Source organism: Paracoccus kondratievae (assembly GCF_009301415.1).
Taxonomy (GTDB): domain Bacteria; phylum Pseudomonadota; class Alphaproteobacteria; order Rhodobacterales; family Rhodobacteraceae; genus Paracoccus; species Paracoccus kondratievae.
This window is the reverse complement of sequence record NZ_CP045074.1, coordinates 348,645-375,075: the sequence shown is the minus strand read 5'-3', so window position 1 is coordinate 375,075 and position 26,431 is coordinate 348,645. Positions and strand designations below refer to the sequence as shown.

Sequence of the window (26,431 nt, the reverse complement as noted above, 5' to 3'; positions counted from 1 at the left end):
ACTGGCGGCGCATGCTGCCGGTCAGGGCCATCGTTTGCACCTATTCGGCGGGGACGGCGGCCGTCCTGCCGGTCCTGCCCTTTCTGGTGCGATCTATGGGGGCTCTCCGCTGGTTCTTGGCATCGTCATCGCGGCCGAGGCGGTGGCGCAGTTCACCTCGGCCCCTGTTGTGGGCCAGCTCTCCGACCGGCCGGGCCACAAACGGGTGCTGATGGCCAGCCAGATCCTTGCGGCTGCCAGCCTGTTGCTGCTTGCCCTTGTGCCGGCCGTCGTCTTTGTCCTGATCGCGCGGGTCATGTTCGGGCTGACGGCCGGCAATGTCTCGGCCTCCACCGCCTATATCGCCGATCACACCGATGCGGCGGGCTATCTGATGGCCGGGTCCGGCCATGGCGGGATCATGGGCGCAGGGCTGTAAGGTCTGCTCTCGGGCCTGTCGCTCGATGCGCCGATCCTTGCTGCGCTGGGGCTGGTGCTTGTCCCGACGCTGGTAACGAAGCTGCGGCTGGAAGACGGGGGTAAAGCGCCAGCCAAAGACCGCCCGCGACCCAAGCCCGCCCAGATCTTGACTATCGCAGCCGCGCCGATGATCCGGGTATTGATCGCGGTCATCCTGTGCCATTTCATCGCTTATGGCATGTATAGCTCGCAATTGCCGGTCTATCTGGGCGAAACCTTCGTCTGGAACGGCCACGCCGTCGGCGTGCGTGAGTTCAGCTATCTTGTCATGGCGGATGGCGCGATCAACATCCTTGCCCGGTTCTTTCTGCCGGGATGGCTTGGCCGGTTGATGACCGGGCGCGGGCTGATCCTGATGATCTTTGCGCTGATCAGCACAGGTTTCACGACCGCAGGGCTGGCGACGACGATCCCGGCGCTTGCGGTTCTATGCGTCTGCACCGCCGATGCACTGGCCGAACCCACCTATCTGGCCGCTTTGTCGCGCCATGTTCCGCCCAAGCGGCAGGGCGTCGCATTGGGCCCGGCGCAGTCGCTGATCGCAGGGGCGGATGTCTCTCGCCCGTGCTGGCAGGGCTTGTCGTCGGTCAGGCGCTGTACGGGTTGCGGATCGGCGCGGCCGTCGCCCCTGGCGGGGCCGCCATTGCCGCAACCCACATCCCCGCATCTGGCGGGGGGGGGGGTGGACGGGGGCGCGTTCGAATAGCGCGCCCCCAGCTTCAGCACTGCCCCAGCATCCAGCGCCGCGAGGTGGGCGGCGCCTTTTTCTTGCACAGGTTGCAGCCGCAACTGGGCAGATGGCTGCGCTTGACCACGCGCGGCTCGGACGAGCTTGCCTCTGCCCTGTGCTCGGCCCGGCGCAACCCGCTGGAGAGGGTGCTGATCTGCGGCAGCGCCGGCAGCACACCAGCAGGGGCACCGCAGCAGGGGCAGGCCGCGCCGGCGCGGCTGGCCTCATAGCTCATCCGCTCGGTAAAGATGCCATGTTCAGAGCAGGCGAAATCATAGATCGGCATGGAAAGCCCTTCTCACATCAATCCATCAAGCAGCAGAAAACCGGGCAGCCAGCCGGTGAGGATCCCGGCCAGCAGCGTGACCCATGCAGTCTGGCGCAGGATCGGACGGCCTAGCGCCAGCAGCAGGAAATACATGAACCACAAGACGCCCCAGATCGCCCAGTTCGCGGCCAGCCACAGCTCGGTCGCGGAACCGGCAGCCATCACCGCGCGCAGGAAAACCGGCACGGTGGTGATGGCGACAAACAGGCTGAACCAGCCAAGGCCACGCCCGTCCACGGCGACAAGCCGGTTATAGGCGACCCAGAAATAGGTCGTGCTGAACATCAGTGTCAGCGCCGCCGCACGCACGCTTTGCCCGTCCGCGCCCTGGCCAAAGGCGCCCTGCACCACCACTGCGCCCGCAACCAGGCCCGAGATGATGTTGATAACGACGATCTCGCGGTCCTCGATCCGGCCCATCAGCCACAGGCCATTCAGAAACAGCACAGCGCCGACGTAGAACAATAAAAAGCCAAGCAGCATGATCTTGTCTCCTGCAGATCCTCGCGCGCGCCCCGGCGAACTGCGGAACGCGCGACTTGGGGGGAGGAACCGTCAGCTGGTCCTGGCGACCGGGACATCGGGAACCGAGCGTGTCGGCCCGTCGCCGTTTGGCCGGATATCAAAGTCGAAAATCGCCGTTGGAATGGCCAGGGTCGCGCAGACGTTGGGAATGTCGACGATGCCGGCAATGCGCCCCTCAACCGGAGCGGTGCCAAGGATCATATATGCCTGTTCGCCTGTATATCCGAATTTCTTTAGATATTCTATGGCATTAAGGCAGGCACGACGATAGGCGACATGGGCGTCGAGGTAATATTGCTCGCCCGTGTGTTCATCGACCGAGATCCCCTCAAAGATCAGGTAATCGTCGAAATGCGGATCAATGGGCGAGGGACGGAAGATCGGGTTCACCACGCCGTATTTGGACATGCCGTCCTTGATGATCTCGACCTTGATCTCGATCCAGCCGGCCATTTCGATCGCGCCGCAGAAGGTGATCTCGCCATCGCCCTGACTGAAGTGGATATCGCCCATCGACAGCCCGCCGCCCTTTACATAGACGGGGAAATACACCTTGGAACCGCGCGACAGGTTCTTGATATCGCAATTGCCGCCATGTTCGCGCGGCGGAACCGTGCGCCACGCCTCTTCGGCGGCGCGCTGCGCGGCGGTACCACTCAGATGACCCATCAGCGCAGTTGCGGCATGGGGCGGGTTCGCCAGCGGAGGCACACGCGTCGGGTTGGTCGCGATCAGCTCGGCCTCGCGCCGGTTCGCCTCGGCCAACAGTTTGTGATCGGGCAGACAGCCGATCAGGCCCGGGTGAATCAGGCCCGGATAGCGTACGCCGGGGATATGGCGCGAGGTGGTATAGATACCCTCGAAATCCCAGATCGACTTGACGGCTTCGGGGTAATGTTCGGTCAGAAAGCCGCCGCCGTTTTCCTTGGCAAACAGGCCGTTAAAGCCCCAGCGCGACTCGGGCAGCGCGCCGATATCCAGAATATCGACCACCAGCAGATCGCCCGGCTCGGCACCTTCGAACCCAAAGGGACCGGAAAGGTAATGCACCCGCGTCAGATCCGCATCGCGGATATCATTGGCGCTGTCATTGTTGCCGACCTGGCCTCCGGTCCAGTCATAACATTCAACCCGCAGCACCTCGCCGGGCTTGAAGGTCTCGACCATCGGAATATCGGGATGCCAGCGGTTATGCGGCTTTTGAATGGCCTCTTCGGGGGCCTTGTTAAGATCGACCTTGAATACGGTTCTGGACATGATTTGCTCCCTGACTGGCGACCGGCCTCTGGGGACCGGTTCCGCGCCTAGCCTGGGGCGCGCATGTAATCGCCATTCATGCCGAAAGAGGCAGAAATGTAATTCTTTGTAACCGGCGCTTGCGCGGCACGGGCTTTCGCGGCGCCATGCAAGGCACGGGCAATTCCCAGCCAGGGCAAAGCCCGCTAGGCTGATGGATGCCACAGGGACAAAGGCAGCCCGCACAGGCAACCGGGGAGGATCGGTGAACAGGCATAGCGCCATCGACGAAGGGGACCTGCCGGCCGGCGCCCCGGGCGGTTTTCCGGGCCTTGAGCCCGCACCACGCAGCTATCAGTCCTGGGTCGCCGATGAGACGATCGAGGATTACGCCCTGCGTTACGCCCCGGCAAGCCACCGCCGCTGGAGCCCGGGCATCATCACCCATACCGCGCTGGGGGGCATTTCGTTTCTGGCACTTGAGGCGATTGGGGCAGCACTGACCATCTCATGGGGGGTGCATGTGACGGTGGTGGCGGTGCTGATCGTTTCGGCATTCATCTTTGTCACCAGCCTGCCCATTGCCTATCACGTCGCGCGCTCGAATGTGGATATGGACCTGCTGACGCGCGGGGCGGGCTTTGGCTATATCGGCTCGGCCATCACCTCGCTGATCTACGCGACCTATACGATCATCTTCTTTGCGCTCGAAGGGGTGATCATCGGACAGGCGCTGCATGTATGTTTCGGCCTGCCCCTGCCTTTGGGCTATCTGTTGTCGGCGCTGTCGATCCTGCCCATCGCCTCACGCGGGATGACGGCGATCTCGCGCTTTCAGGTGGTGACACAACTGCCATGGATCGTGCTGGCGCTTTTGCCCTTTGCCGCCATCGCCTGGACCGAGCCCGATGCCGCGCAGAGCTGGCTACATGCCCCCGGCCCCGCCTTTACCATGTTGTCGCTGGGTGGTGCCATCGGCGTCCTGTGCGCACTGACGCTGCAAATCGGCGAACAGGTGGACTATCTGCGCTTTCTGCCCCCGCGTGAGGCCAGCAGCCGCCTTGGCTGGTGGGGGGCGCTGATCATGGCCGGGCCGGGCTGGGTCCTGATCGGCGGCACCAAGGTGCTGATGGGCAGCTTTCTTGTCTGGCTCGCCATCGGGGACGGTATGTCCCCCGATTTCGCGGCCGAGCCGATCGGCATGTTCTGGCACGCCTATGAATATTTGTTTGGTCCGCGCGCCGCGCTGGTGGTGGCGACGGTTTACATCCTTGTCGCACAGATCAAGATCAACGTGACCAATGCCTATGCAGGCTCGCTTGCGCAGTCGAATTTCTTTCTGCGCGTCGCACGCTATCATCCGGGGCGGCTGATCTGGCTGCTGATCCATGTCGCGATCAGTTGCGCGCTGATGCTGATGGGGGTCTTTGCCACGCTCGAGGCGGTGCTGGCCATCTATGCCAACCTTGCGCTGGCCTGGCTGGGCGCGATCTTTGCCGATCTGGCAGTGCTGAAGCCACTGGGCCTTAGCCCGGCCCGGATCGAGTTTCGGCGCGCCCATCTGCCCGATTTCAACCCGGTCGGATGCGGCGGCATGGCACTGGGGGCACTGGTGGGGCTGGCGCTTTACGCGGGCCTTGGCGGGCAAATGGCACAGGCCTGGTCCGCGCCCATCGCCTTTGCCCTGTCCCTGATCGCGGCGACGGGGCTGGGTCTGATGCGACAGGGGCATGGCTTTATTGCCCGCGCGCCCCATGTCTTTCGCCGCCGCACACATTGCGACTGCGCGATTTGCAGCCACGGCTATGAAACGCGCGACATAGCCTATTGCACCTTCTATGAGCGGCCGATCTGTTCGCTGTGTTGCAGTCTTGAGCCGCATTGCCGCGATTTTTGCAAGCGCGGGCGAGCACCGGACGCGGTTGATCCCGCCGCCCCTGCCCTGCGCCTGCAGCGGATGCCGCCGCGCCTTGGGCAGCGCGCCTGGCAGGTCGCGGCGGTTTTCGCGCTGCTGATGGCGGGGCTTGGACTGGTCTACCTGCTGGCGCGGTACCTCTCGGCCAGTCTGCAGAACCCGCAGGCGGCAACGCATGTGTTTTTGGGCTCGGCCCCTTTGCTGGCGCTGCTGGCCTTTTGGGCCGTGATGGCGAATGAGCGCCGCCGCCTGACCGAGGATGATCTGATCGACGCCCTGCGCCGGCTTGGCTCGACCCAGCGCGAACTGGCGGTTCGCCAGCGCCTTGCCGCCGTGGGCGAGGTCGCGGCGACGATCAGCCATGAACTGCGCAACCCGCTGGGTACCATCACCAGTTCGGTCGAGGTGCTGTCACGCAGCCCCGGCCTTGGTCCCGAAGCCGAAGAGGACGTGCAGCGCATCCGCCGCAACATCGCCCGTTGCAGCCGCATCATCGACATCTTGCTGGATTTCGCCCGGCAGGGCGCGCATGAGACGGTGCCGGTCGATCTGCGCGACTGGCTGGCGGGGCTGGTCGCGGAACATCCCGCCGCGCAGCAGATCACCATGCAGGTGCCCGAAGGGATGCGGCTGCGCTGCGATCCGGCGCGGCTGCAATTTGCCATCCGCAACCTGATCGAGAACGGGTTGCAGGCCGCCGAAACCGTCCCCGGCCGGGTTCCCCATGTCACCTTGCGCGCCTTTCACGACGGCACGCGGACGATCCTTGAGATCGGGGACAACGGCCCCGGCCTTGCACCCGAGATCCGCGCCCGCGCCTTTGACCCTCTGGTCACGACCAAGGCCTCTGGCGTGGGGCTGGGCCTTGCGCTGGTGCGCCGGGTGGCGGAACTGCACGGCGGTGATGCCTGGATCGCCCGCACCGGACCCGAGGGTACGGCCATGCGGCTAAGCATCCACGAACAGCCATGAGGCCAGCCATGACCCGGCGGCTGCTCATCCTCGACGACGATGCCGATTTCGCCGTCTCGACTTCGCGCGCGCTGGCGCTTGAAGGGGTGGAATGCCGCATCGCCCCGGACGGCGCATCTGCCCTTGCGTTGCTGGAGGCCGAGCCGATCGAGGTGGTGCTGATCGACATCCGCCTGCGTGACGAGGACGGGACAGAGCTTGCCGCGCGGCTAAGCACGCTGCATCCCGGTCTGGTGATGGTGATCATGACCGCATATGCCTCGGTCGACAGTGCCATCGCGGCGCTGAAAGCGGGGGCATACGATTATCTGCGCAAGCCCTTCTTTCTGGATGAGCTGATGCAGGCGCTTGAGCGCTGCTTTCAACTGGTCGAGCTGCGTGCCGCCAAGGCCCGTGCCGAACGCGAACTGGCCCTGATGCGCCAGATCGAGGCGACATCGCGGCTGGCGGCTGGCCTGTCACATGATTTCAAGAACATGCTGGCGGTGATCCGCGCCAATCTTGCGGTGATCGCCGAACGTTTGCCAGCGCAGGACGGTCTTGCACCCTATGCGGGGGACGCGCTTGACGCTGCGATGACGGCGGGTGATCTGGTCACGCGGCTGATGGGATTTGCCCGCCAGCCCACGCAATCGCCCGATCCGGCCGATCTGCGCCAGCCGGTCGGCAATGCCGTGTCCATGCTGGCACGTACGCTGTGTCAGGGCATGCGCATCGAATGCGACCTGCCCGACCGGCCATTGCTTGCCCCCGTCGATCCTGTCCAGATCGAGACCGCTGTGGTCAATCTGCTGATCAATGCCCGCGACGCGACCAAGGGCCGGGGGCCGGTGCGGGTCCGGTTGCGCCATATCTGGCGCGGCAGCGATTACGCGCGCCTTACGGTCGAGGATGAAGGACCGGGATTTGATGCCGTAGTCCTTGATCATGCGCCAGAGCCGCTGTTCACCACCAAGCCGGGTGGCACCGGGCTGGGACTGCCGATGATCCAGCAGCTGGCACTGGTCAGCGGCGGGGATTTCCATATCGGCAATAGCGAAGGCGGCGGCGCGCGGGTGGTTCTTGACCTGCCATGCCTGCGCCCCGACAGCGCCGCGCAACCCTAACTCTCGGGCGAGAACATATAGCCCGCGCCACGAATGGTGCGGATGCGCCGCGGCTGCGGTCCGGTATCGCCGATCTTGCGGCGGATCTTGCCGATCATCACATCGACCGAACGATCGTAAGGCGACCAGTTGCGGCTGACGGTCAGGTCCAGCAACTGATCGCGGCTCAGCACTCGTCCGGGCCGCTGTGCCAGCACGCTGAGCAGGTTGAATTCCTGGGTGGTCAGATCCTGCACCTGACCATGCTGGTCGCGCAGCACCCGCGCATCAAGATCCAGCACCCAGCCGTCAAAGACGATCCGACGCGTCTCGGCCTGCGCCTTTGGCCCGCCCGAGGGCAACCGGCGCAGAATGGCACGGATACGGGCCAGAAGCTCACGCGGTTCGAACGGCTTGACAAGGAAATCATCCGCCCCGATCTCCAGCCCGACGATGCGATCCAGTGCCTCTTGCCGGGCTGACAGGAACAGAATGCCAAGGTCGTGTTCCTTTTTCAGTTCGCGCGCCAGCGCATAGCCGTCCTCGCGTCCCGGCAGGCCCACGTCCAGCACCACCAGATCAAAGCCCTTGCCTGCCAGCGCCCGACGCATCGCCGCGCCGTCATGGGCAGCCTCGACCTGATAGCCCTGTTCAGTGAAATAGCGGCACAGGAATGCGCTGAGCTTGCGGTCATCCTCGACAAAAAGGATGCGCTGCGGCGGTTCGGTTTCGGGCGTAGGGACCGGGGTTCCGGTCGGGCAAGAGATCATGGCGTGGCGTTCCGTCGGACCTCAGGGCCCTTCGTTCAAGCTGCAGGGCGTCCGAAGATTTCGCCAACATAGCTGCGCAAAATCAAGCTTCATAGCCCCAGGAAAAGCCAAGTTTACCGACCGCTTGGCCAGAGCCCGCGCAGGCGGCCGTTTCGCGCCCGCGCGATTCTTGTTGCAGTTGTAACATGCTCTGCGGTGCAGGACGGGCGAAAAATCCTGCCTCTCGGCAGGCGAATTTAAATACACCATATCTATCGACATTAAGTGATTCCTGGTTAGCTTCTGATGTCCGGAACCATCACTCTGGACAGGTTGAACATGACCAAGATTCCATCCCGCCGGCTGCTGGCACTGGCTGTCAGCCTGGCAATTCTTGCCCCACCCGCCATCGCGCAAGAGCCGCTGCCGGACAAAATACCCGAAGGTACCGTACTGCGCGTCGGCGACCCGGTCACCCAAAAGGCGCTTGAGCTTTCGGGCCTGATCGACGAGGTCGGCTTCAAGATCGAATGGGCCAATCTTAGCGGCGGCCCACAAACCAGCGAGGCGTTTCGCGCCAAGGCGCTGGACGTTGCCAGCGTCGCCGAAATTCCCTCGATCCATGCGACATGGAACGACCTTCCTGTCCGCAACATCGCCTATCGCGAACGGCAGGACCCGATCGCCCATCCGATCTATCGCTTTGGCGTCAGCCCCGCCCTTGGCGAACAGATCAGAAGCATTCAGGACTTCAGAGGCCGGCGCATCGCCTATAGCCCGGGACAGGCGCAAGGCGCGCTGGTCCTGCGCACGCTTGAGGCGGCGGGCCTGACCCGTGACGATGTGACCTTGGTCGAGATCCCCAGCACGGGCGATGTCTATCCGGTCGCGCTTGCCTCGGGTCAGGTGGATGTCGCCCCGCTCGGCAGTGTCTATATCGCCCGCTACATCCGCCAATATGGCCCCGACGGCGCGCGACTGGTCGATCATGGGCTGCGCGACGACCCCAGCCATCTGTGGGCGCCGCAATGGGTGCTTGACGATCCGGCCAAAGCGGCAGCGGCGGCTGAATATGTCCGGCTCTGGGCGCGCGCCACGGAATGGATCAACGATCACCCCGAAGAATTCATTCAGGGCTATTACGTCAAGGATCAGAGCCTTTCCTATGAAGACGGCAAGGCCGCGGTTGAACAGACCGGCATTCAGGTCATTCCCGCGAACTGGGATGAGGTCATCGCCCGCCACACCCATACGATCGAGCTTTTGGCCGAGGCGACGGGCAACACCCCCTTCAGCGCCGAAAAGATCTTTGACCGGCGCTTTGAACGGATCGCCGCCGAGGCGCTGGCGCAAGGCTCAAGCGCAACCAGGCAAGAGGAGCTGACCCAATGACGCTGATCGCAACCGACGATTTCAAGCCCACGACGGCAGCGGCGCCAGCCGCCCCGCTTGTACGTGCCCGCAGGGGCGGCCGGGTGCGGCTGGGACCCGGTCCCGCCATCCCCTTTGGCATGCAGCTGGGCAGCCTCTTGCTGGTGGCGTCGTGGGTGATCGGCTCGGGGCTGGGGCTGATAGATCCGCGCATCTTTTCAGCGCCATGGACGGTCGCAGACGCATTCCGCCAGCTGATCGCCGATGGCCGCTTGCAGGAACATTTCGGCGTCTCGGCCTGGCGTGCCGTCTCGGGGCTGGTGATCGGCGTCGCCATCGGCACAGTGCTGGCCGTGATCGCCGGCCTGTCGCGGCTGGGCGAGGCGCTGATTGACGGCCCGATCCAGATCAAGCGCGCGGTGCCGACGCTGGCGCTGATTCCGCTGTTGATGCTGTGGTTCGGCATCGGCGAGCAGATGAAGATCATCACCATCGTCCTTGCCGTGATCGTGCCGATCTACATCCACACCCATAACGCGCTGCGCGGCATCGACAACCGTTATGTCGAACTGTCCGAAACGCTGAATCTGCCGCGCTGGACCTTTATCCGTCAGGTCGTCCTGCCGGGGGCGCTGCCGGGCTTTCTGCTGGGGCTGCGCTTTGCGGTGACGCTGTGCTGGGTGTCGCTTGTTGTGGTTGAACAGGTGAACGCCACCAGCGGCCTTGGTTACATGATCAACCTCGCGCGGACCTATGGCCAGACCGAAATCATCATCGCGGGCATCGTGGTCTATGCCGTGCTGGGCCTCGTCTCGGATGCCGCCGTACGCTTTGTCGAAAGGAGGGCCCTCACATGGCGCCGCACACTGTCGCAATAGATGATCTGGTGGTTCAGACTCAGAATCTGCACCGCAGCTTTGACGGGCGCACCATACTTGACGGGCTGAACCTGCGGATCGCCAGGGGCGAGTTCGTGGCCCTGCTTGGCCGGTCGGGTTCGGGCAAAAGCACCTTCCTCAAGGCGCTGGCCGAGCTTGACCATGAGGTCACCGGGTCTGGCCGTCTGGATGTGCCGGAAAACAGGTCGGTGGTCTTTCAGGATGCCCGGCTGCTGCCCTGGCTGCGGGTCCTGGAAAACGTGACGCTGGGCCTGACCGGGGCCGATGACGCGGGGCGGCGCATGCTGCGGGAGGTGGGCCTGACCGGGCGCGAACGCTCATGGCCGGTCGAGCTTTCGGGCGGTGAGCAACAGCGCGTGGCGCTGGCCCGCTCACTGGTGCGCGAGCCCGAGCTTTTGCTGGCCGATGAGCCCTTTGGGGCGCTGGATGCGCTGACCCGCATCCGCATGCACGCCCTGCTGAAAGAGCTTTGCGCCCGTCACCGCCCCGCCGTTCTGCTGGTCACCCATGACGTGGACGAAGCGATCAGCCTGGCCGACCGGGTGCTGGTGCTCGAACAGGGGACATTTGTCGAGGACCTTTCGATCGACCTGCCCGCGCCACGCCAGCCCGACAACCCGCGCTTTGGCCAGCTTCGCCGTCATCTGCTGACCAAGCTGGGCGTCGCAACCCATTGAGTTACAAGGACAACAAACATGAGCCGACAGCTTCACCTGAACCTCTTTATCTATCCCGGCGGCCATCATGAGGCCGGCTGGCGCTACAAGGGCTCGGACCCGCATCGGACGGTGGATATCTCGGACTATCAAGAGCTTGCCCGCAAGGCTGAGGCCGCGAAATTCGACGCCGTATTCTTTGCCGACGGGCCGGCGCTGGCCGATAACATCCGCTACGCGAGCCGCTTTCGGCTAGAGCCGCTGACGACGATCGCGGCGCTTGCTGCCGCGACCAGCCGCATCGGGCTGATCGCCACCGCCTCGACCACCTATACCGAGCCCTACAACCTCGCACGGCTGTTTGCCTCGGTCGATCACATCTCGCAGGGGCGCGCGGGCTGGAACATCGTCACCACCGGGGCGGCTCAGGCCGCGCAGAACTTTGGGCTGGAGGCCCATCCCCTCCACGCCGACCGCTATGGCCGCGCGCATGAATACCTGGAGGTCGTCACCAAGCTGTGGGACAGCTGGGAGGATGAGGCGCTGGTCATCGACCCCGAAAGCGGCATCTTTGCCGATGACAGCCGCATCCATACGATTGATCATGCCGGGCAGCATTTCAGCGTCAAAGGGCCGTTGAACCTGCCGCGCAGCCCGCAAGGCCGCCCGGTCTATGTGCAGGCCGGTTCGTCCGAGGACGGGCGCCATTTCGCCGCCTTTTATGCCGAGGCGATATTTACCGCCCATCAGACCCTTGCCAGCGCACAAGAATTTTACGCCGATATCAAGTCGCGGGCGCAGGGCGTTGGCCGCAATCCCGACCATATCAAGGTGCTGCCCGGCATCAGCCCCTATATCGGCTCGACCACCGCCGAGGCGCAGGCGCTGCATGACGAGTTCAACAGCCTGACCCAGCCCGCCTATTCGCTGGATGTGCTTAAGCGGATGACGGGTCTGGACCTCAGCGGTCATGATCTGGACGGCCCTTTCCCGCGCCACCTGATCGCACCTGATCCCGACCGGGCCGAGGCAAGCCGCTTCAAGCTGGTCCTCGACATCGTCGACCGCGAAAAGCCGACCATCCGCCAGCTCATGCATCGTATCGCGGGGGCGCGCGGACATTGGGTCGTGGTCGGCACGCCGGAAAAGATCGCCGATGAGATCCAGACCTGGTTCGAAGGCGGCGCGGCGGATGGCTTTAACGTCATGCCACCATGGCTGCATGGGGGGTTTGACGCCTTTGTCGAACATGTCCTGCCTATCCTGCGCAAACGCGGCCTGTTCCGCGATGAGTACTCGGGCCGGACCCTGCGCGACCATTTCGGCCTGCCCCGGCCCGAAAACCTGTTCACCGCGCGCCGCAATATCTCGGCCGCAGAGTAGCGCCCACCAACCGGACAGGCGCGCCCACCGTGCCTGTTCATGACCTGCAGGAGAATTTGCATGACACTGGACTATCGCCCTCTTGGCCACAGCGGCATCAAGGTTTCGGCCATCGCCCTTGGCACCATGACCTGGGGCGAACAGAATACCGAGGCCGAGGGGCACGCCCAGCTTGATCGGGCCATAGATTTCGGCATCAACCTGATCGACACGGCGGAAAACTATGCCATCCCGCCCCGGCCCGAGACACAGGGCGCAACCGAGCGCATCATCGGCAATTGGCTTAAGGCGCGCGGTAGACGTGACCAGATCGTGCTGGCATCGAAAGTATCGGGGCCAAGTGAGCGCACCTATCTGCGTGCCGACGGCCAGCCACCGCGACTGGATGCGAAAAATATCAACGAAGCAATCGAAGGCTCGCTGCGCCGCCTGCAGACCGATTATCTGGACCTCTGCCAGATCCACTGGCCCAGTCGCCCGGTGCCGCTGTTTGGTAATGGCAGCCATGCCCCCGGCCGAGGCAATGACAGCGCCGAAGTGCCGATCGAAGAAACGCTCGGGGCGCTGGACGCGCTGGTCAAGGCAGGCAAGGTGCGCCACATTGGCCTGTCTAATGAAACCGCATGGGGCCTGTCGCGCTTTCTGCATCTGGCCGAAACGCGGGATCTGCCGCGCGTCGTCTCGGTCCAGAACGCCTATAACCTGATCAACCGCACCTATGAGCAGGGGCTGGCCGAATTTCACGAGCGTGAGCAGGTCGGACTGCTGGCTTATTCCCCGCTGGCGCAGGGTTTTCTGACCGGGAAATACCAGGGCGGCGCGCGACCCGAGGGCGCGCGGCTGACCCTTTTCAACCGGGGCGACCGCTACACCAAGCCGGGCGTCGCCGAGGCGGTCGATGCCTATCTGCAGATCGCCCGCGATTTTGGCCTGGACCCGGCGCAGCTTGCCATCGCCTATGTCACCAGCCGCCCCTTTGTCACCGCCAATATCATCGGAGCGACCAGACCCGATCAGCTTGAGGCCGATCTGCGCTCGGTCGAGGTCAGGATCACCCCCGAGATCGAGGCCCGCATCAATGCTGTCTTTCAACGGCACGGCAGTCCCGCCCCCTGAAAAGGACAGGCCCTGAAAAAGGAGCTACAGAATGAACATCCCCCTGACCCCGCCCCAGCCCGCCGAGGCGGTTGACGCAGCCAGCCGCCGCTATCGCGAACCGGTGCCGCTGGCCGGCTGGAACCCCGTGCTGGCAAGCCTGCTTGACCATCGCTCGGTCCGCGCCTACCGACCCGATCCGCTGGCGCCCGGCACCGTCGAGACGCTTGTTGCTGCCGCATCCTCGGCGCCGACCTCGTCGAATATCCAGGCGTGGAGCGTGGTCGCCGTCACCGATCCCGACCGCCGCGACCACCTGGCCGAAATCGCGGGCGGTCAGGAACATATCCGGCAGGCGCCGCTGATCCTCGTCTGGATCGCCGACCTTGCCCGGGCCGAGGCGGTGGCCGACACCGCTGGCGTCACCTTGCAGGGTCTTGACTACACCGAGACCTTTTTGCTTGCCGCCATTGACGCGGCTCTCGCAGCGCAAAATGCGCTGATCGCTGCGGAATCGCTGGGGCTTGGCACGGTCTATATCGGCGCCTTGCGCAACGACCCCAAGGCAGTGGCCGAACTGCTGAACCTGCCGCGCCGGGCGGCAGCCGTGTTCGGTCTGGTTGTCGGTCATCCTGACCGCAAGGTCGAAACGGCGGTCAAGCCGCGCCTGCCTCAACAGGCGGTGCTGCATCACGAGACCTATTCGACCGCCCCGCTGGCCGAGGCCATCGCCCGCCACGACCGCGCGACCGAAGCCTTTCGCGCCGAGCAGTCCCTGCCCCCGCAAAGCTGGAGCGCGCTTCTTGTCGACCGGCTGCGTGATGTCGCGGCACTGAAGGGCCGCCATAAGCTGCGCCAGACACTGGAACGGCTGGGCTTCATACTGGGCTAGGCACTGCCCCGGCGGGGGTCTGCGCGCCATGCTCGGCGATCCAGTCAAGCGCCCCCGCCAGCACCGCGTCATAGACCGCCGCCCCGATTGCCTCGCCCAAGGGCGTGTGCAGCCCGGCATGGCAGGTCGCGCCTGCATCGCAAGCCAGCGCGATGCAATCGGTCCCTGTGCCGGTGGCGCGGCCCGTCGACAGCTCGATCCCCGCCATCAGGATGGCTGTGGTGCGGGCCTCGGCGATTATGCTCAGCGCCTCGATCATCGCGGGTTCGGTCAGCCCCTCTTCGATCAGCAGGGCAATGTTGATCGTGCCATGGCCGCGCCGCGGGATCATGCGGCGGTGGCCCACCCGCTCGGCATTGCCAAGGCCTACCGTGGCAAGACAGCTTACCGGCCCGGATGAGGCGCATCGGTAATGGCTGATCGCGCGTGAGGTCATCATACCAACACCACCGGCATGACCGATGCGCCCCATCTGATCCCCCAGCCAGCGGGCAGCGTCCAGATCCGGGGTCAGATCAGCGTCACGCACCTGACGGATCAGGATATGCCGCGCCCGACAGAAACCGGGACGATGCGGGGCAAAGGACAGAACCCGCCGCTGATGCCCCAGATCGGCGATAAGCCACGGCGGGGTCAGGCCGACCCGCATGGAACCCTGCGGCAATGTCATCATATCATCCCTCTGCCTGTCTTGCCTGCCCATGCCGGTTTGCGCCATCGTCAGGGGGCGATCAATATCTCAGAAGATCCGCCCGACCCATGGCCGGCGCTGATCTTTGTGCTATCATCGCCGAACGCTTGCCAGTCTGGGAACCATGCCATGTGTCAGGTATTCTCGCATCAGGATCCGCGCCGCTATCAGCCGGTGACCCGCAAATTGCGGCTGAACGGGCAAAGCACCTCGATCCGACTCGAGCGGGCTTTCTGGGATATCCTGGACGGGATCGCTGCCAGCGAAGGCATGGCAACACCCGCCTTTCTTTCCACCCTGCAATCCGAAGTCCTGCAGCTTAGGGGAGAGCCGGTGAACTTTGCCTCTCTGCTGCGTTGTGCCTGCCTGGTCCAGCTTGAGCTGCGCGGACAGGGCGCACAGGATTTTCGTCGCGCCGCAAGGCAGGTTTCGCAGGCTGCCTGACCTGCCCCCGGCCGGTTTTCAAGGAAATTTTCATCGTGGTAGCATGATGCTACCCACGGGCCCGCGCCTGATCCGATATTCCAGATGGAAGATCGGAAAGGACACCCGCAATGGCCAAGATGATACATTCGATGATCCGCGTGCTGGACGAGGCGCGGTCGCTTGCCTTCTATAAGACGGCGTTCGGCCTTGAACCCGTCGAGCGCCTGGATTTCGACAACTTCACCCTTGTCTATCTGGCCAGTGCCGAAAGCACCTTCGAGCTGGAACTGACCATCAACAAGGGCCGGGAAGAGCCCTATGAACTGGGCAGCGGCTATGGCCATCTGGCTGTCTCGGTCGATGATGTCGCGGCCGAGCACAAGCGGCTGACCGATGCAGGCCTTGCCCCGCGAAAGCTGGTCGATTTCGCACCCGGAGGCGAGGTGATCGCCCGCTTCTTCTTCATCACGGACCCCGACGGCTATGAGATCGAGGTGCTGCAACGCGCTGGCCGGTATCTCTAGGCAGGCACCCCGCCGAGGCGGCGGGCCCACCAACTAAGGGAGGAAAGAATGACTGTTGCACATAACTCCCCCTCTGGCAGCAATGTCAGGGGGCTGACCCGGCGTGGCCTGCTGGCGCGCGCCATGGCGGCGGGGGCGACCTTTGTGGTCGGCTCGGGCTTTGTCGCCGCCCGCGATGCCGCCTGGGCGGTCGAGACCACCACGCTGAAGCCCGCCACCATGGCGACGCTGATCCAGATGGCGCGCGATATCTATCCGCATGATCGCATCGCCGACCGTTACTATGCCATCGCCGTCAAGGGATATGACACGGCCGAAAAGGCACAGATGGTCGAAGAAGGCATTACCGGCCTGAACCTTGTCGCCAAGGCGCAGGGCTTTGACGACTACCTTTCGGCCGGCTGGGAAAAGGACCGTGTCACCATGCTGCGCATGATCGAGCACACGCCCTTTTTCCAGACCGTGCGCGCCGGGCTGGTGACCGGGCTTTATAACCAGAAAGAGATCTGGCCGGTCTTTGGCTATGAGGGGGAAAGCTTCTCTCACGGCGGCTATATCGAGCGCGGTTTCAACGACATCGACTGGCTGTAAGGGGGGACGGACATGGCTGATAATGTTGCTAAATTCGAACATGACGATGCCTCGGTCGTGGTCGTGGTCGGAACCGGCGCAGGTGGAGGCGTGCTGGCAAACGAACTGGCCCAAAGGGGCATCAAGGTCGTCGCGCTGGAGGCCGGAGGCCGCTATCTGCCCGAAGATTACATCAACGACGAATGGGACAGTTTCGCCCAGCTCAGCTGGGGCGACATGCGCACCACCTCGGGCGACTGGCGGATCGCACGCGATTTCGCCAACCTGCCCGCATGGATCGTCAAAGCGGTGGGCGGCACCTCGATCCACTGGGCTGGCGCCTCGCTGCGTTTTCAGGAGCATGAGTTCAGGGCGCTCAGCACTTATGGCCGGGTCGATGGGGCAAACCTGCTGGACTGGCCGATCACCCTGTCGGATCTTGAGCCTTATTACGATCTGGCCGAGAAAAAGCTGGGCGTGACCCGCACCAATGACTGGCCGGGCCTGCCCGGGAACAACAATTACCTCGTGCTTGAAAAAGGCGCCAAGGCGGCAGGCTATAGCAAGGTCTCGACCGGGCGCATGGCCATCAACTCGGTCGACAACGACGACCGTATGGCCTGCCAGCAGACCGGTTTTTGCTTCCAGGGTTGCAAATGGGGCGCGAAATGGTCGGCCGCCTATACCGATATTCCGCGCGGCGAGGCGACCGGCAACCTTGAGGTCCGCGACCATTGCCACGCCACCCGGATCGAGCATGACGCCGACGGCAAGGTCACCGGTGTGCGCTATATCGACAAGGACGGAACCGAACAGCTCCAGCGCGCGCGTATCGTCGCGGTGGCCGGGAACTCGATCGAAAGCCCGCGTCTGTTGCTTGCCTCGGCCTCGGAACGGTACCCGGACGGGCTGGCGAACAGCTCGGGTCAGGTCGGACGCAACTACATGCGCCACACGACCGGTTCTGTCTATGCGATCTTTGAACGCCCGGTACGCATGTGGCGCGGCACGACCATGGCCGGCATCGTCCAGGACGAGGCCCATCACGACCCCTCGCGCGGGTTTGTCGGTGGCTATGAGCTGGAAACCCTGTCGCTGGGCGTGCCCTTCATGGCGGCATTCATGGACCCGGGCGGCTGGGGACGCGAGTTCACCTCGGCCCTCGACAGCTATGAAAACATGGCGGGCATGTGGATCGTGGGCGAGGATCTGCCACAGGAAACCAACCGCATCACCCTGAACCCCGGCGAAAAGGACCGGTTCGGCCTGCCGGTGGCAAATGTGCATTACGACGATCACCCGAACGATATCGCGATGCGCAACCACGCCTATGCGGCGGGTGAGCGGATCTATCGTGCGGCGGGCGCGACGCGGGTTCTGCCGACGCCGCCCTACCCCTCGACCCACAACCTTGGCACCAACCGCATGTCGGAAAATCCGCGTGACGGCGTGGTGAACAAATGGGGCCAGTCGCATGACATCCCGAACCTCTTTGTCTCGGACGGTTCGGTATTCACTACCTCGGCAGCCGAAAACCCGACGCTGACCATTGTCGCGCTGGCGATCCGGCAGGCCGAACATATCGCCGCCGAGATGGAAAAAGGAACGCTCTGACCCTGAACCACCACAGAGGCAGTCAAGGCGACGGCGCGGACCCTACAAGGTCCGCGCTTTTTCAACCTTTACCGAGGGCAGCTCGATATTGATTTCGAGGCTCGACAGATCGTCGCTGCGCTCCAGCTTGATATCGACGGCATCGCTGTCGATATCCATGTGGCGGCGCACCACCTCAAGGATGTCGCGCTGCAACAGCGGCAGAAAGTCGGGGCTTTTCGCGCCGCTCGACCGTTCATGGGCAAGCAGGATCTGCAAACGCTCCTTGGCGGTCTGGGCCGAGCTGGGCTTTCGCTGGCGGGTCAGGAAACTGAACATGGTCAGGCCGTCCGTCCCAGAAGCCGCTGGAAGAAACCGCGCCGCTGTTCACCCGGATTGGCGCGCATCTCGATCTGCTCGCCGACCAGACGGCCGACCGCGTCAAGATAGGCCTTGCCTGCGGGCGATTTCTCATCCAGCGACACCGGCGTCCCCTCGTTCGAGGCTTTCAGCACCGAAGTACTTTCCGGGATGATGCCCAGCAGCGGGATGGCCAGGATTTCAAGCACGTCATCGACGCTCATCATCTCGCCATTGGCCGAACGGTTCTGGTCAAAGCGGGTCAGCAAAAGCTGCGCCTTGACCGCGCTGCCGTCGCCCTTTTCAGCCAAAGCGGTCTTGCTGTTCAAAAGCCCCAGCACCCGGTCGCTGTCGCGCACGGACGACACCTCGGGGTTTGTCACCACGACGGCCTCGTCGGCGTAATACATCGCCAGATGGGCGCCGCGCTCGATCCCGGCGGGGCTGTCGCAGACGATATAGTCGAACTCTTCGCGCAGTTCGTCGAGGACGGCCTTGACGCCCTCTTTCGTCAGCGCGTCCTTGTCACGGGTCTGCGAGGTCGGCAAGATGAACAGGTTCTCAAGCCGGCGATCCTTGATCAGCGCCTGTTTCAGCTTGGCATCGCCCTGAATCACGTTGATAAAGTCAAAGACCACGCGCCGTTCGCAACCCATGATCATATCGAGGTTGCGCAGGCCCACGTCGAAATCAATGACGACCGTCTTGTGACCGCGCATGGCGAGCCCGGCGCCGATAGCGGCCGACGAGGTTGTCTTGCCGACGCCGCCCTTGCCGGAGGTGACTACGATAACCTTGCTCACGAGCGTTTCCTTTCGATCATGGGTTATTTGAGGGACTCGATGCGCAGCACCTCGCCCTGAAGATAGACCTGCACATATTGCCGCGGTGTGTCGGCGCCCAGATTTTCGCTGGTGCGGTAAAGCCCGGCGATGGCCAGCAGCTCGGCATCAAGCGCATGGCAAAAGATGCGCGCCGAGGTATCGCCGTTCACCCCGGCCAGCGCACGACCCCGCAACCGGCCATAGATATGGATATTGCCCGCCGCGATCACCTCGGCCCCCGAACTGACCGAACCGACGATGACAAGATCGCCCCGGTCGGCAAAAACCGTCTGGCCCGAACGCACCGGCTGGGTGATCATGCGGTTCGCGGGCTCTTTCGGCGCGGGTGCGGGGGTGGCGGGTACGGAGCGGCTGCCCTGACGGGTCACTCGTTCCAACGCGACATCGCGGCCTGCGGGCAGCGAAATCAGCCCGGCCTCATTGGCGGCGCGCGCCTGTGCGGGGGTGCCGCTTTGAATGCCAAAGACCGACAGCTTGCGGCGGCGCAGCTCGGCGGTCAGGCGCATCAGCTCTTCGGCACTGTCCAGCCCGTCGGCCAGCTCAAGGTCGATGACCAGCGGCGCGTTCTCGAAAAACAGCGGGGTCTGGTTCAGCCGCGCCTCAAGCGCCTGGAAAAAGGCACGGTCGGGCCGACCGGTCAGATGCAGGGCCACCGCCGTAAAGGAACGGCCGCGGATCTGGAATGGCTTCACGGTCGCGACGACCTCGGCCGCGCTTTTGCCGGATTGCATCTGTCTGCTCGGTTTCGCTTTGTTCTTCGTTTTTGCTCTGGCACGGGACATGCGCGCCCGCGCGTCGGCAGCCTTCCTAATACGTCCGGACGCCAGCGTCCATCCGCAACTGCCCCGGCCCCGGCATTCAGCGGAACCATGCCGGCAGAACAAGGCGATATGCGCGGGAATCCGTCGCATCCCCACCGTAAAGCAGAGTGAGAGACAGCAGAATCAGGCAGCAAGACGGCAACTCCGGCCCCGTTTCATGCCGGGCACGCACTCAGCTGTAACGCGAGCGCGAACGGTGATATTCCCGCGCCCCAGCAGGTTGTTGAACTCCAGACCGAGACATCAGCAGTGGCGGGCCGCTTCTATACCCCAGATTGGGGGCCGATCCGCGCGGGGTGGCGACGAATCGGCCCTTGTCGCTCAGGCCCGGCGGCCAAAGCCCAGCAGCTGATACAGAACCAGCGCCGCCAGGGTCGAAGTACCGATCCCTCCCAGCGCGAAATTCCCGATGCTGACGGTGAAATCGCCTGCCCCCAGAATCAGGGCCACGCCGACGGTAAACAGGTTCCTCGGGTCCGAGAAATCGACCTTGTTATCGACCCAGATCCGCGCCATGGCCGAGGCGATCAGGCCAAAGACCGAGACCGCAAGCCCCGCCAGAACCGGCGCCGGGATGGTTTGCAGGATCGCTCCGAACTTGGGCGACAGGCCCAGCATGATCGCGATGACGGCCGCCATCGGAAAGATCAGCGTCGAATAGACGCGGGTCATGGCCATCACGCCGATATTTTCGGCATAGGTCGTGACGCCGGTGCCGCCGCCCATCCCGGCCAGCATCGTGGCAAGGCCGTCACCCAGAAAACCACGGCCGACATAGCGATCCATGCTTTGTCCGGTGATTGCACCCAAAGCCTTGATATGGCCCAGGTTCTCGGCCACCAGCACCACAGCGACCGGCGCAATCAGCGTAATCGCGGTCCAGTCAAATTTCGGCCCGGTGAAATGGGGCATCCCGAACCACGGCGCAGCCGCGACAGAGGCAAAGTCGATGCCCGGCACGATCCCAAGCCCGTTGCCAAAGATCAGCACCAGCGCATAGCCAAAGGCCAGCGCGATCAGCACCGCAACCCGGCGCGTCGTCTGCCGCCCATAGACCGAAACCAGCGCCATACACAGCACCGTCGCCAGTGCAATGGTCAGATGGGCATGACTGCCCGCCAGTTGCTTGACCGCCACCGGAGCAAGGTTCAGCCCGATCGACATGCCGATGGCGCCGGTCACAGCCGGCGGCATCAGCCTTTCGACCCAGCCTGAACCGATGGCCATGACCACCAGCCCGATCAGCGCGTAAACAAAGCCCGCAGCGATGATACCGCCAAGCGCGACGGCGATATTCGGGTTCGGCCCGCCTCCGGCAAAGCCGGTCGCCGCCATGATCACGGCGATAAAGGCAAAGGACGACCCCAGATAGCTTGGCACCCGGCCCCCGGTCACCGCGAAAAAGATCAGCGTGCCAATGCCGGAAAAGAACACCGCGACATTGGGATCAAAACCCATGATCAGCGGCGCAAGGATGGTCGAGCCGGACATCGCCAGCAGATGCTGCAGGCTCATCGGCACGGCTGCTGTCAGTGGCAGCTTTTCGTTGGGTAGAACCGTGGCCCCCACGGCGGGGCGCCATTCAGGAAAATAGCCCATCTTGTCCCTCGGATCTGATTATGTGGACAGGCTAATGCGAGTCCGGCCGCAAAAAAACCAGAGCGAACCGCAGTACCTCACAGGAAAATCGCATATCCCTGTACGCACGCCCGTCCGCCCTGGCATTTCAGGCCGCGCCCGGCCCGGCGTTACAGCCCCGAGGCAAAGCCTCCGAGGTATTTGCGCAGGCTTTCGCGGGTGCGTTCATCGGTCAGGTTGCCTTGATCATCAAACAGCGATTCGGCCCGCGACACCATCAGCCGCCCTTGGGTCCACAGATCGGTCTTGAGCGTGCGCAGAACCGGCAGCCAGTGGTTCTGGGCCAGGATGGTCCCGAACCCGCCCGGAGACGCGCCGATCACCGCAACGGGCTTACCGACGAAAAGGCCTAGCCCCTCGCCCCGCGACAGCCAGTCGATGGCATTCTTGAGCACGCCCGGGATGCCGTTGTTATATTCAGGCGTCACCAGCAAAAGCGCGTCCGCCGCACCCAGCTGCGACTGCAATTCGCGCACCGCGGTGGGCAGACCCGAGGCAGCCTCAAGATCGCCGTCGTAAAGCGGCACCTCGCGGATCGAGCCGATCTGAATGGTGACGCCCTCGGGCGCCACATCGGCTGCTGCGCGCAATAGGCCCGAATTGAACGAAGCCCGCCGCAAACTGCCGCTGAGGCCCAGAATGGTCTTGGTCACGGGATTTGCCCTCCTGTCTGGCAATGACACCTATGCGACAGGGAAAGGCTTGCACAGGCGCGGGGCCGACTCAACGCCGGCCTTCAGGGGCGCCCGTGTAAAAGCACTTTCCCGCGCGCAGCCTCAGGCGGCGGGTTGCAGGGCGCGTGGCCTTGGCCCCCCGGTCGCCCAGTCCAGCAGTTCGGCGGTATGGACGACCGGAACCCCGGTGCCCGAACCGATCTGCATCATGCAGCCGATATTACCGGCGCTGATGACCTGCGGGGTCAGCGCCTCAAGCGTCTCGACCTTGCGCCGCTTTAACTCGGCCGAGATTTCCGGCTGCATCAGATTATAGGTCCCGGCCGAGCCACAGCAGATATGCGCGTCCCTGGGCTCAAGCACGGTAAACCCGGCTGCCGCCAGCAACTCTTTCGGCGTCGCGCGGATCTGCTGGCCGTGTTGCAGCGAACAGGCGGCGTGATAGCCGACGCGCAAAGGCTCGGCATGGCCGGGATCGCACAGACCCAGATCGGCCATGACCTCGGTGATGTCCCGGGCCAGGGCCGCGACCCGCGCGGCATCCGTAGCCAGGGGGTCATTGCGGAACATATGCCCGTAATCCTTGACCGTGGTACCACAGCCCGAGGTGTTGATGACCACCGCATCCAACCCATCGCCTGCGACCTCGGCCATCAGCGCGCGGATATTGGCGGCAGCCTGCTCATGGCTTTCCCCGGTCCGGCCCATGTGATGGGTCAGTGCACCGCAGCAGCCAAGGCCACGCGGGATCACCACCTCGCAGCCATGGCGGCGCAAAAGGCGGATAGTGGCATCGTTGATATCGGTGTTCAGCGCCCTTTGCGCACAGCCGATCAGCAGCGCCACGCGCCTGCGGCGCTGCCCCTCGGCGGGAAAGACCTGCGGGCGGTCGTTCAGACTGGGCGGCGGCACTTTGCCCGGCGCCAGATCCAGCATCGCCCGCAGCCGCACATCGGGCATCAGATGGCGCAAAGGCCGGGCCAGCTGCGCACCGCGCAGCGCCAGACGAAAGCGCCCCGGATAGGGCAGGATGCGCGACAAAAGCCAGCGCAGCGCCCGGTCACCAAAGGGGCGACGGTAGTTCTTTTCGATATATTCCCGGGCGTGATCAACCAGATGCATGTAATGCACGCCCGAAGGGCAGGTCGTCATGCAGGACAGGCAGCTAAGGCAGCGGTCGATATGGCGCACGGTCCTGACGTCGGGGACCTTGCCGTTTTCCAGCATGTCCTTGATCAGGTAGATGCGGCCGCGCGGGCTGTCCAGCTCATCGCCCAGCACCTTGTAGGTCGGACAGGTGGCGGTGCAAAACCCGCAATGGACGCAGCTGCGCAAGATCTCGTTGGCGCGGGCGGTGCCGGGATCGGCCAGTTGCTCGGCGGTGAAATTCGTCTGCATGTCACTGATCCATCAGTCCGGGGTTGAGTATGCCCGCAGGGTCAAAGACCCGCCGCAGGCCCAGGGACAGGCGGGTAACGGCGGGCGCTTCGGGCGCAAAAGCCGGTCCCGCAAGCCCGCCCCGCCGCACCAGCGTCGCGTGGCGCGCGATCTGCCGCACCTCTTGTGCCGGGCCGGGCCCACAATACCAGATCAGCCCCCCGCCCCAATCAACCGAGACGGCCCCCCCAAGCGCCTGCAAGGCACGCACGGTCGAGGGGGCAAGGCTTGGCTTGACAAGCACCCGCCACAGCGGCGTAGCCGTACCGGCGAAATGATCCAGATCGCGCAGCCCGCGCCACAGGCTCAGCGTGACCTCGGCGTCCAGCACCTCGGCCTCTCGCAGCTGCAAAAGCGCAAGCAGCCGGTCGCGGCGATAACCCATCTGTGGCCCCAGCCCCTCGACCCGCAGCCATGCGGTGCCGTCGCGAAAAGCCGCGCCCGAGACCTCGTAAGGGGTCGCCAGCGCCCTGGCAAAGATCTGGGCCGCCTCGTCCACAGTGACGCCGTGAAAGCCAAGCGTGCAGCGGTCGGGCAGAATTGGCAGGGTTTTCAGCGCCACCTCGGTCAGCACGCCCAGGGTGCCATGGGCGCCACAAAGCAGCTTGCCCAGATCCAGCCCGGTGACATTCTTCATCACCCGCCCGCCATTTTTCAGAACCCGCCCGCGCCCGTCCACAAAGCGCAGGCCCAGCAGGTGATCACGGCAAGCCCCGACAAGCATACGACGAGGCCCGCTGGCATTGGCCGCAACCACGCCGCCGATGGTCGAGGTGCCATTACCGCCCAGAACGCCGCGCATATCGGCGGGCTCAAAGGCAAGCGATTGCCCCTCGGCGGCCAGCATCGCCTGAATTTCGTCCAAGGGAGTGCCCGCACGGGCGATCAGCGTCATCTCACCCGGCTCATAGGTCACCACACCCGAAATGGCGGCCGTCGAAAGAGTGTCGCCTGACAGCGCCCCGGTCTCGACGCGGGTGCCGCCGCCGGTGATGCGCAGCGGCTGGCGGGTGGCGTGACGTTCGGCGATCAGCTCGCCAAGCTCGGCCTCGCTTGCGGGGCTCAAACCCGTGCGGCTGGGTGCGTCGGTGGTCATCGGCGGGCGGCCTCCTCACGCCAGGGCTGGCTTGCATCCAGCGGAAAAACCTTGGCCGGGTTCAAAAGCCAGCACGGGTCGAACACGTCCTTGACCGCCATCTGGATATCCAGATCCGCAGGGTCGTATTGCTTGCCCATCAGGTCACGCTTTTCGACGCCGACGCCATGTTCGCCCGTCAGACAGCCGCCGACATCGACACAAAGGCGCAGGATGTCGGCGCCAAAAGCCTCGGCCCGAGCCAGATCGCCGGGCTTGTTGGCGTTGAACAGGATCAGCGGATGCATATTGCCGTCGCCGGCATGAAAGACATTGGCGACCTCCAGCCCGTGCCGGCGCGAAAGCTCGCCGATCATCTTTAGCGCATAGGGCAGCTTGCTGACCGGAACAGTGCCGTCCAGACAGATGTAATCACCCAGCCGCCCCATCGCGCCAAAGGCGGATTTGCGCCCCTTCCAGATCGCCATCGCCTCATCGGCATTGCGGCTTTCGCGGAACTCGACCGGGTTCAGCGCCGAAGCGATCTCGCGGATGCGGGCGATCTGATCCTCGATCTCGGGCACGGATCCCTCGACCTCGACGATCAGCACCGCAGCGCAATCGGGGTAGCCGGCTCGGGCAAAGGCCTCGACCGCGCGCAGGCAGACATCATCCATGTATTCGATGGCGACCGGCAGCACGCCCGAGCGGATGATCCGCGCCACGCATTCCCCCGCCACCTCGGCCCCGTCAAAGCCGATCAGCACCGGACGCGCACCCTCGGGGCGGGGCAGGATGCGCAAGGTCGCCTCGGTCACGATGCCAAGCTGCCCCTCGGAACCGCAAAGCAGCCCCATCATATCCAGCCCCATCGGCCCCATTTCGGGCCCGCCCAGTCCGACCACCTCGCCATCGGTCAGCACGACGGTCGCGCCCATCAGGTTATTCGTCGTAACGCCGTATTTCAGACAATGCGCCCCGCCCGAGTTCATGGCGATATTGCCCGCAATGGTGCAGGCCAGCTGGGACGAAGGATCGGGCGCATAGAAAAAACCGTGCGGTTCCAGCTCGCCACTGACCGAAAGGTTCGTGACCCCGGTCTGGACGCGGATAAAGCGGTTTTCAGTGTCGATTTCCAGCACATCGCGCAGGCGCAGCGTGGCGATGATGACGCAATCGGCCGTGGGCAGCGCCCCCCCGGCAAGCGAGGTGCCCGCCCCGCGCGGCACCACCGGCACCCGCAGGCGATGACAGACACGCATCGCCGCCGCGACCTCGGCCGTGGTGCGGGGCAACACCACCGCAAGCGGCGGGCAGCGATAGGCGGTCAGCGCGTCGCATTCATAGGCACGGGTTTCCTCGGGGTCCCAGATCACCGCGTCATCGGGCAGGACCTCACGCAGGGCGGCGACGATCTGGGGCGCGCGCTCAATAATGCCCGCATCGGGCTGGGGCATGGCAATCCCGGTCAAGCTATCCTCC

At 64.3% G+C, this 26,431-nt stretch carries 25 protein-coding genes and 1 pseudogene; 13 read left to right on the top strand and 13 right to left on the bottom strand.

Annotated features, from left to right (window positions below; genetic code table 11):
- Positions 1–11: 11 nt before the first annotated feature.
- Positions 12–1,182 (top strand): annotated as a pseudogene (locus F8A10_RS20590) (MFS transporter); the annotation flags it as partial.
- On the opposite strand, the gene F8A10_RS21640 reads toward F8A10_RS20590, so the two are convergent.
- The 3 genes from F8A10_RS21640 to fmdA form a co-directional block, all read right to left on the bottom strand.
- Positions 1,179–1,475 carry a zinc ribbon domain-containing protein gene (locus F8A10_RS21640; RefSeq protein ID WP_217809580.1) on the bottom strand — a complete coding sequence of 99 codons (297 nt, stop codon included), beginning with the start codon at positions 1,473–1,475 and terminating at the stop codon, positions 1,179–1,181. The pseudogene F8A10_RS20590 and the gene F8A10_RS21640 sit on opposite strands and share 4 nt — an antisense overlap.
- A 12-nt stretch (positions 1,476–1,487) precedes the next feature.
- Positions 1,488–2,000 (bottom strand): AmiS/UreI family transporter, encoded by a 513-nt coding sequence (locus F8A10_RS20585; RefSeq protein ID WP_085501566.1) that lies wholly within the window; start codon positions 1,998–2,000, stop codon positions 1,488–1,490.
- 72 nt (positions 2,001–2,072) lie between these two features.
- Positions 2,073–3,299 (bottom strand): formamidase, encoded by a 1,227-nt coding sequence (gene fmdA, locus F8A10_RS20580; protein WP_152368358.1) that lies wholly within the window; start codon positions 3,297–3,299, stop codon positions 2,073–2,075.
- A gap of 244 nt (positions 3,300–3,543) precedes the next feature.
- On the opposite strand from fmdA, the gene F8A10_RS20575 reads away from it, so the two are divergent.
- Together F8A10_RS20575 and F8A10_RS20570 are read left to right on the top strand one after the other, a co-directional pair.
- Positions 3,544–6,165 (top strand): ATP-binding protein, encoded by a 2,622-nt coding sequence (locus tag F8A10_RS20575; protein ID WP_193668353.1) that lies wholly within the window; start codon positions 3,544–3,546, stop codon positions 6,163–6,165.
- Positions 6,166–6,173: 8 nt separating this feature from the next.
- Positions 6,174–7,271: a sensor histidine kinase gene (locus F8A10_RS20570; RefSeq protein ID WP_176224516.1), complete on the top strand. Its 1,098-nt coding sequence runs from the start codon at positions 6,174–6,176 to the stop codon at positions 7,269–7,271.
- On the opposite strand, the gene F8A10_RS20565 is transcribed toward F8A10_RS20570, so the two are convergent.
- A complete protein-coding gene (locus F8A10_RS20565) occupies positions 7,268–8,020 on the bottom strand; it encodes a response regulator (RefSeq protein ID WP_152368356.1) in 753 nt (250 codons plus the stop codon). The genes F8A10_RS20570 and F8A10_RS20565 overlap by 4 nt on opposite strands.
- 318 nt (positions 8,021–8,338) lie before the next feature.
- On the opposite strand from F8A10_RS20565, the gene F8A10_RS20560 reads away from it, so the two are divergent.
- From F8A10_RS20560 to F8A10_RS20535, 6 genes are all read left to right on the top strand, one after another.
- A complete protein-coding gene (locus tag F8A10_RS20560) occupies positions 8,339–9,391 on the top strand; it encodes an ABC transporter substrate-binding protein (RefSeq protein ID WP_152368355.1) in 1,053 nt (350 codons plus the stop codon).
- A complete protein-coding gene (locus F8A10_RS20555) occupies positions 9,388–10,248 on the top strand; it encodes an ABC transporter permease (protein WP_152368354.1) in 861 nt (286 codons plus the stop codon). The genes F8A10_RS20560 and F8A10_RS20555 overlap by 4 nt, the downstream gene beginning before the upstream one ends.
- Positions 10,224–10,946: an ABC transporter ATP-binding protein gene (locus F8A10_RS20550; protein ID WP_085501573.1), complete on the top strand. Its 723-nt coding sequence runs from the start codon at positions 10,224–10,226 to the stop codon at positions 10,944–10,946. The genes F8A10_RS20555 and F8A10_RS20550 overlap by 25 nt, the downstream gene beginning before the upstream one ends.
- Before the next feature lie 18 nt (positions 10,947–10,964).
- The gene (locus F8A10_RS20545; RefSeq protein WP_152368353.1) at positions 10,965–12,308 is read left to right on the top strand and encodes an LLM class flavin-dependent oxidoreductase; all 1,344 of its coding nucleotides are present in this window, start codon (positions 10,965–10,967) and stop codon (positions 12,306–12,308) included.
- A gap of 66 nt (positions 12,309–12,374) precedes the next feature.
- Positions 12,375–13,424, top strand: a complete 1,050-nt coding sequence (locus F8A10_RS20540; protein WP_152368416.1) for an aldo/keto reductase — start codon at positions 12,375–12,377, stop codon at positions 13,422–13,424.
- A 31-nt stretch (positions 13,425–13,455) separates the two neighbouring features.
- Positions 13,456–14,295, top strand: coding sequence for a nitroreductase family protein (locus F8A10_RS20535; protein WP_152368352.1), 840 nt, complete (start codon positions 13,456–13,458; stop codon positions 14,293–14,295).
- Here F8A10_RS20535 and F8A10_RS20530 read toward each other — a convergent pair.
- The gene (locus F8A10_RS20530; protein WP_152368351.1) at positions 14,282–14,968 is read right to left on the bottom strand and encodes an adenosylcobinamide amidohydrolase; all 687 of its coding nucleotides are present in this window, start codon (positions 14,966–14,968) and stop codon (positions 14,282–14,284) included. The genes F8A10_RS20535 and F8A10_RS20530 overlap by 14 nt on opposite strands.
- A 147-nt stretch (positions 14,969–15,115) precedes the next feature.
- On the opposite strand from F8A10_RS20530, the gene F8A10_RS20525 reads away from it, so the two are divergent.
- From F8A10_RS20525 to F8A10_RS20510, 4 genes are all read left to right on the top strand, one after another.
- On the top strand, positions 15,116–15,430 hold the full coding sequence (locus tag F8A10_RS20525; protein ID WP_085501622.1) for a ribbon-helix-helix domain-containing protein: 315 nt from the start codon (positions 15,116–15,118) through the stop codon (positions 15,428–15,430).
- A gap of 110 nt (positions 15,431–15,540) precedes the next feature.
- Positions 15,541–15,936 (top strand): VOC family protein, encoded by a 396-nt coding sequence (locus F8A10_RS20520; RefSeq protein WP_010397079.1) that lies wholly within the window; start codon positions 15,541–15,543, stop codon positions 15,934–15,936.
- Between the two features lie 48 nt (positions 15,937–15,984).
- Positions 15,985–16,527, top strand: coding sequence for a Twin-arginine translocation pathway signal (locus tag F8A10_RS20515; RefSeq protein ID WP_085501576.1), 543 nt, complete (start codon positions 15,985–15,987; stop codon positions 16,525–16,527).
- Between the two features lie 12 nt (positions 16,528–16,539).
- Positions 16,540–18,120, top strand: coding sequence for a GMC family oxidoreductase (locus F8A10_RS20510; protein WP_085501577.1), 1,581 nt, complete (start codon positions 16,540–16,542; stop codon positions 18,118–18,120).
- Between the two features lie 42 nt (positions 18,121–18,162).
- Here the strand turns inward: F8A10_RS20510 and minE are convergent, their stop codons facing one another.
- The 8 genes from minE to F8A10_RS20470 all read right to left on the bottom strand — a co-directional run bounded on the left by minE (position 18,163) and on the right by F8A10_RS20470 (position 26,421).
- Positions 18,163–18,438 carry a cell division topological specificity factor MinE gene (gene minE / locus F8A10_RS20505; protein ID WP_085501578.1) on the bottom strand — a complete coding sequence of 92 codons (276 nt, stop codon included), beginning with the start codon at positions 18,436–18,438 and terminating at the stop codon, positions 18,163–18,165.
- 2 nt (positions 18,439–18,440) lie between these two features.
- Positions 18,441–19,262, bottom strand: a complete 822-nt coding sequence (minD, locus tag F8A10_RS20500) for a septum site-determining protein MinD (protein WP_010397068.1) — start codon at positions 19,260–19,262, stop codon at positions 18,441–18,443.
- A 23-nt stretch (positions 19,263–19,285) separates the two neighbouring features.
- On the bottom strand, positions 19,286–20,035 hold the full coding sequence (gene minC / locus F8A10_RS20495) for a septum site-determining protein MinC (protein WP_152368350.1): 750 nt from the start codon (positions 20,033–20,035) through the stop codon (positions 19,286–19,288).
- A 411-nt stretch (positions 20,036–20,446) separates the two neighbouring features.
- The gene (locus tag F8A10_RS20490; RefSeq protein WP_152368349.1) at positions 20,447–21,724 is read right to left on the bottom strand and encodes a solute carrier family 23 protein; all 1,278 of its coding nucleotides are present in this window, start codon (positions 21,722–21,724) and stop codon (positions 20,447–20,449) included.
- Between the two features lie 149 nt (positions 21,725–21,873).
- Positions 21,874–22,416 carry an NADPH-dependent FMN reductase gene (locus tag F8A10_RS20485; protein WP_152368348.1) on the bottom strand — a complete coding sequence of 181 codons (543 nt, stop codon included), beginning with the start codon at positions 22,414–22,416 and terminating at the stop codon, positions 21,874–21,876.
- A gap of 123 nt (positions 22,417–22,539) precedes the next feature.
- Positions 22,540–23,835, bottom strand: coding sequence for a glycolate oxidase subunit GlcF (gene glcF / locus F8A10_RS20480; RefSeq protein WP_152368347.1), 1,296 nt, complete (start codon positions 23,833–23,835; stop codon positions 22,540–22,542).
- A gap of 1 nt (position 23,836) precedes the next feature.
- A complete protein-coding gene (locus tag F8A10_RS20475) occupies positions 23,837–24,970 on the bottom strand; it encodes an FAD-binding protein (protein WP_152368346.1) in 1,134 nt (377 codons plus the stop codon).
- Positions 24,967–26,421 carry an FAD-linked oxidase C-terminal domain-containing protein gene (locus F8A10_RS20470; protein WP_152368345.1) on the bottom strand — a complete coding sequence of 485 codons (1,455 nt, stop codon included), beginning with the start codon at positions 26,419–26,421 and terminating at the stop codon, positions 24,967–24,969. The genes F8A10_RS20475 and F8A10_RS20470 overlap by 4 nt, the downstream gene beginning before the upstream one ends.
- Positions 26,422–26,431: the final 10 nt, after the last annotated feature.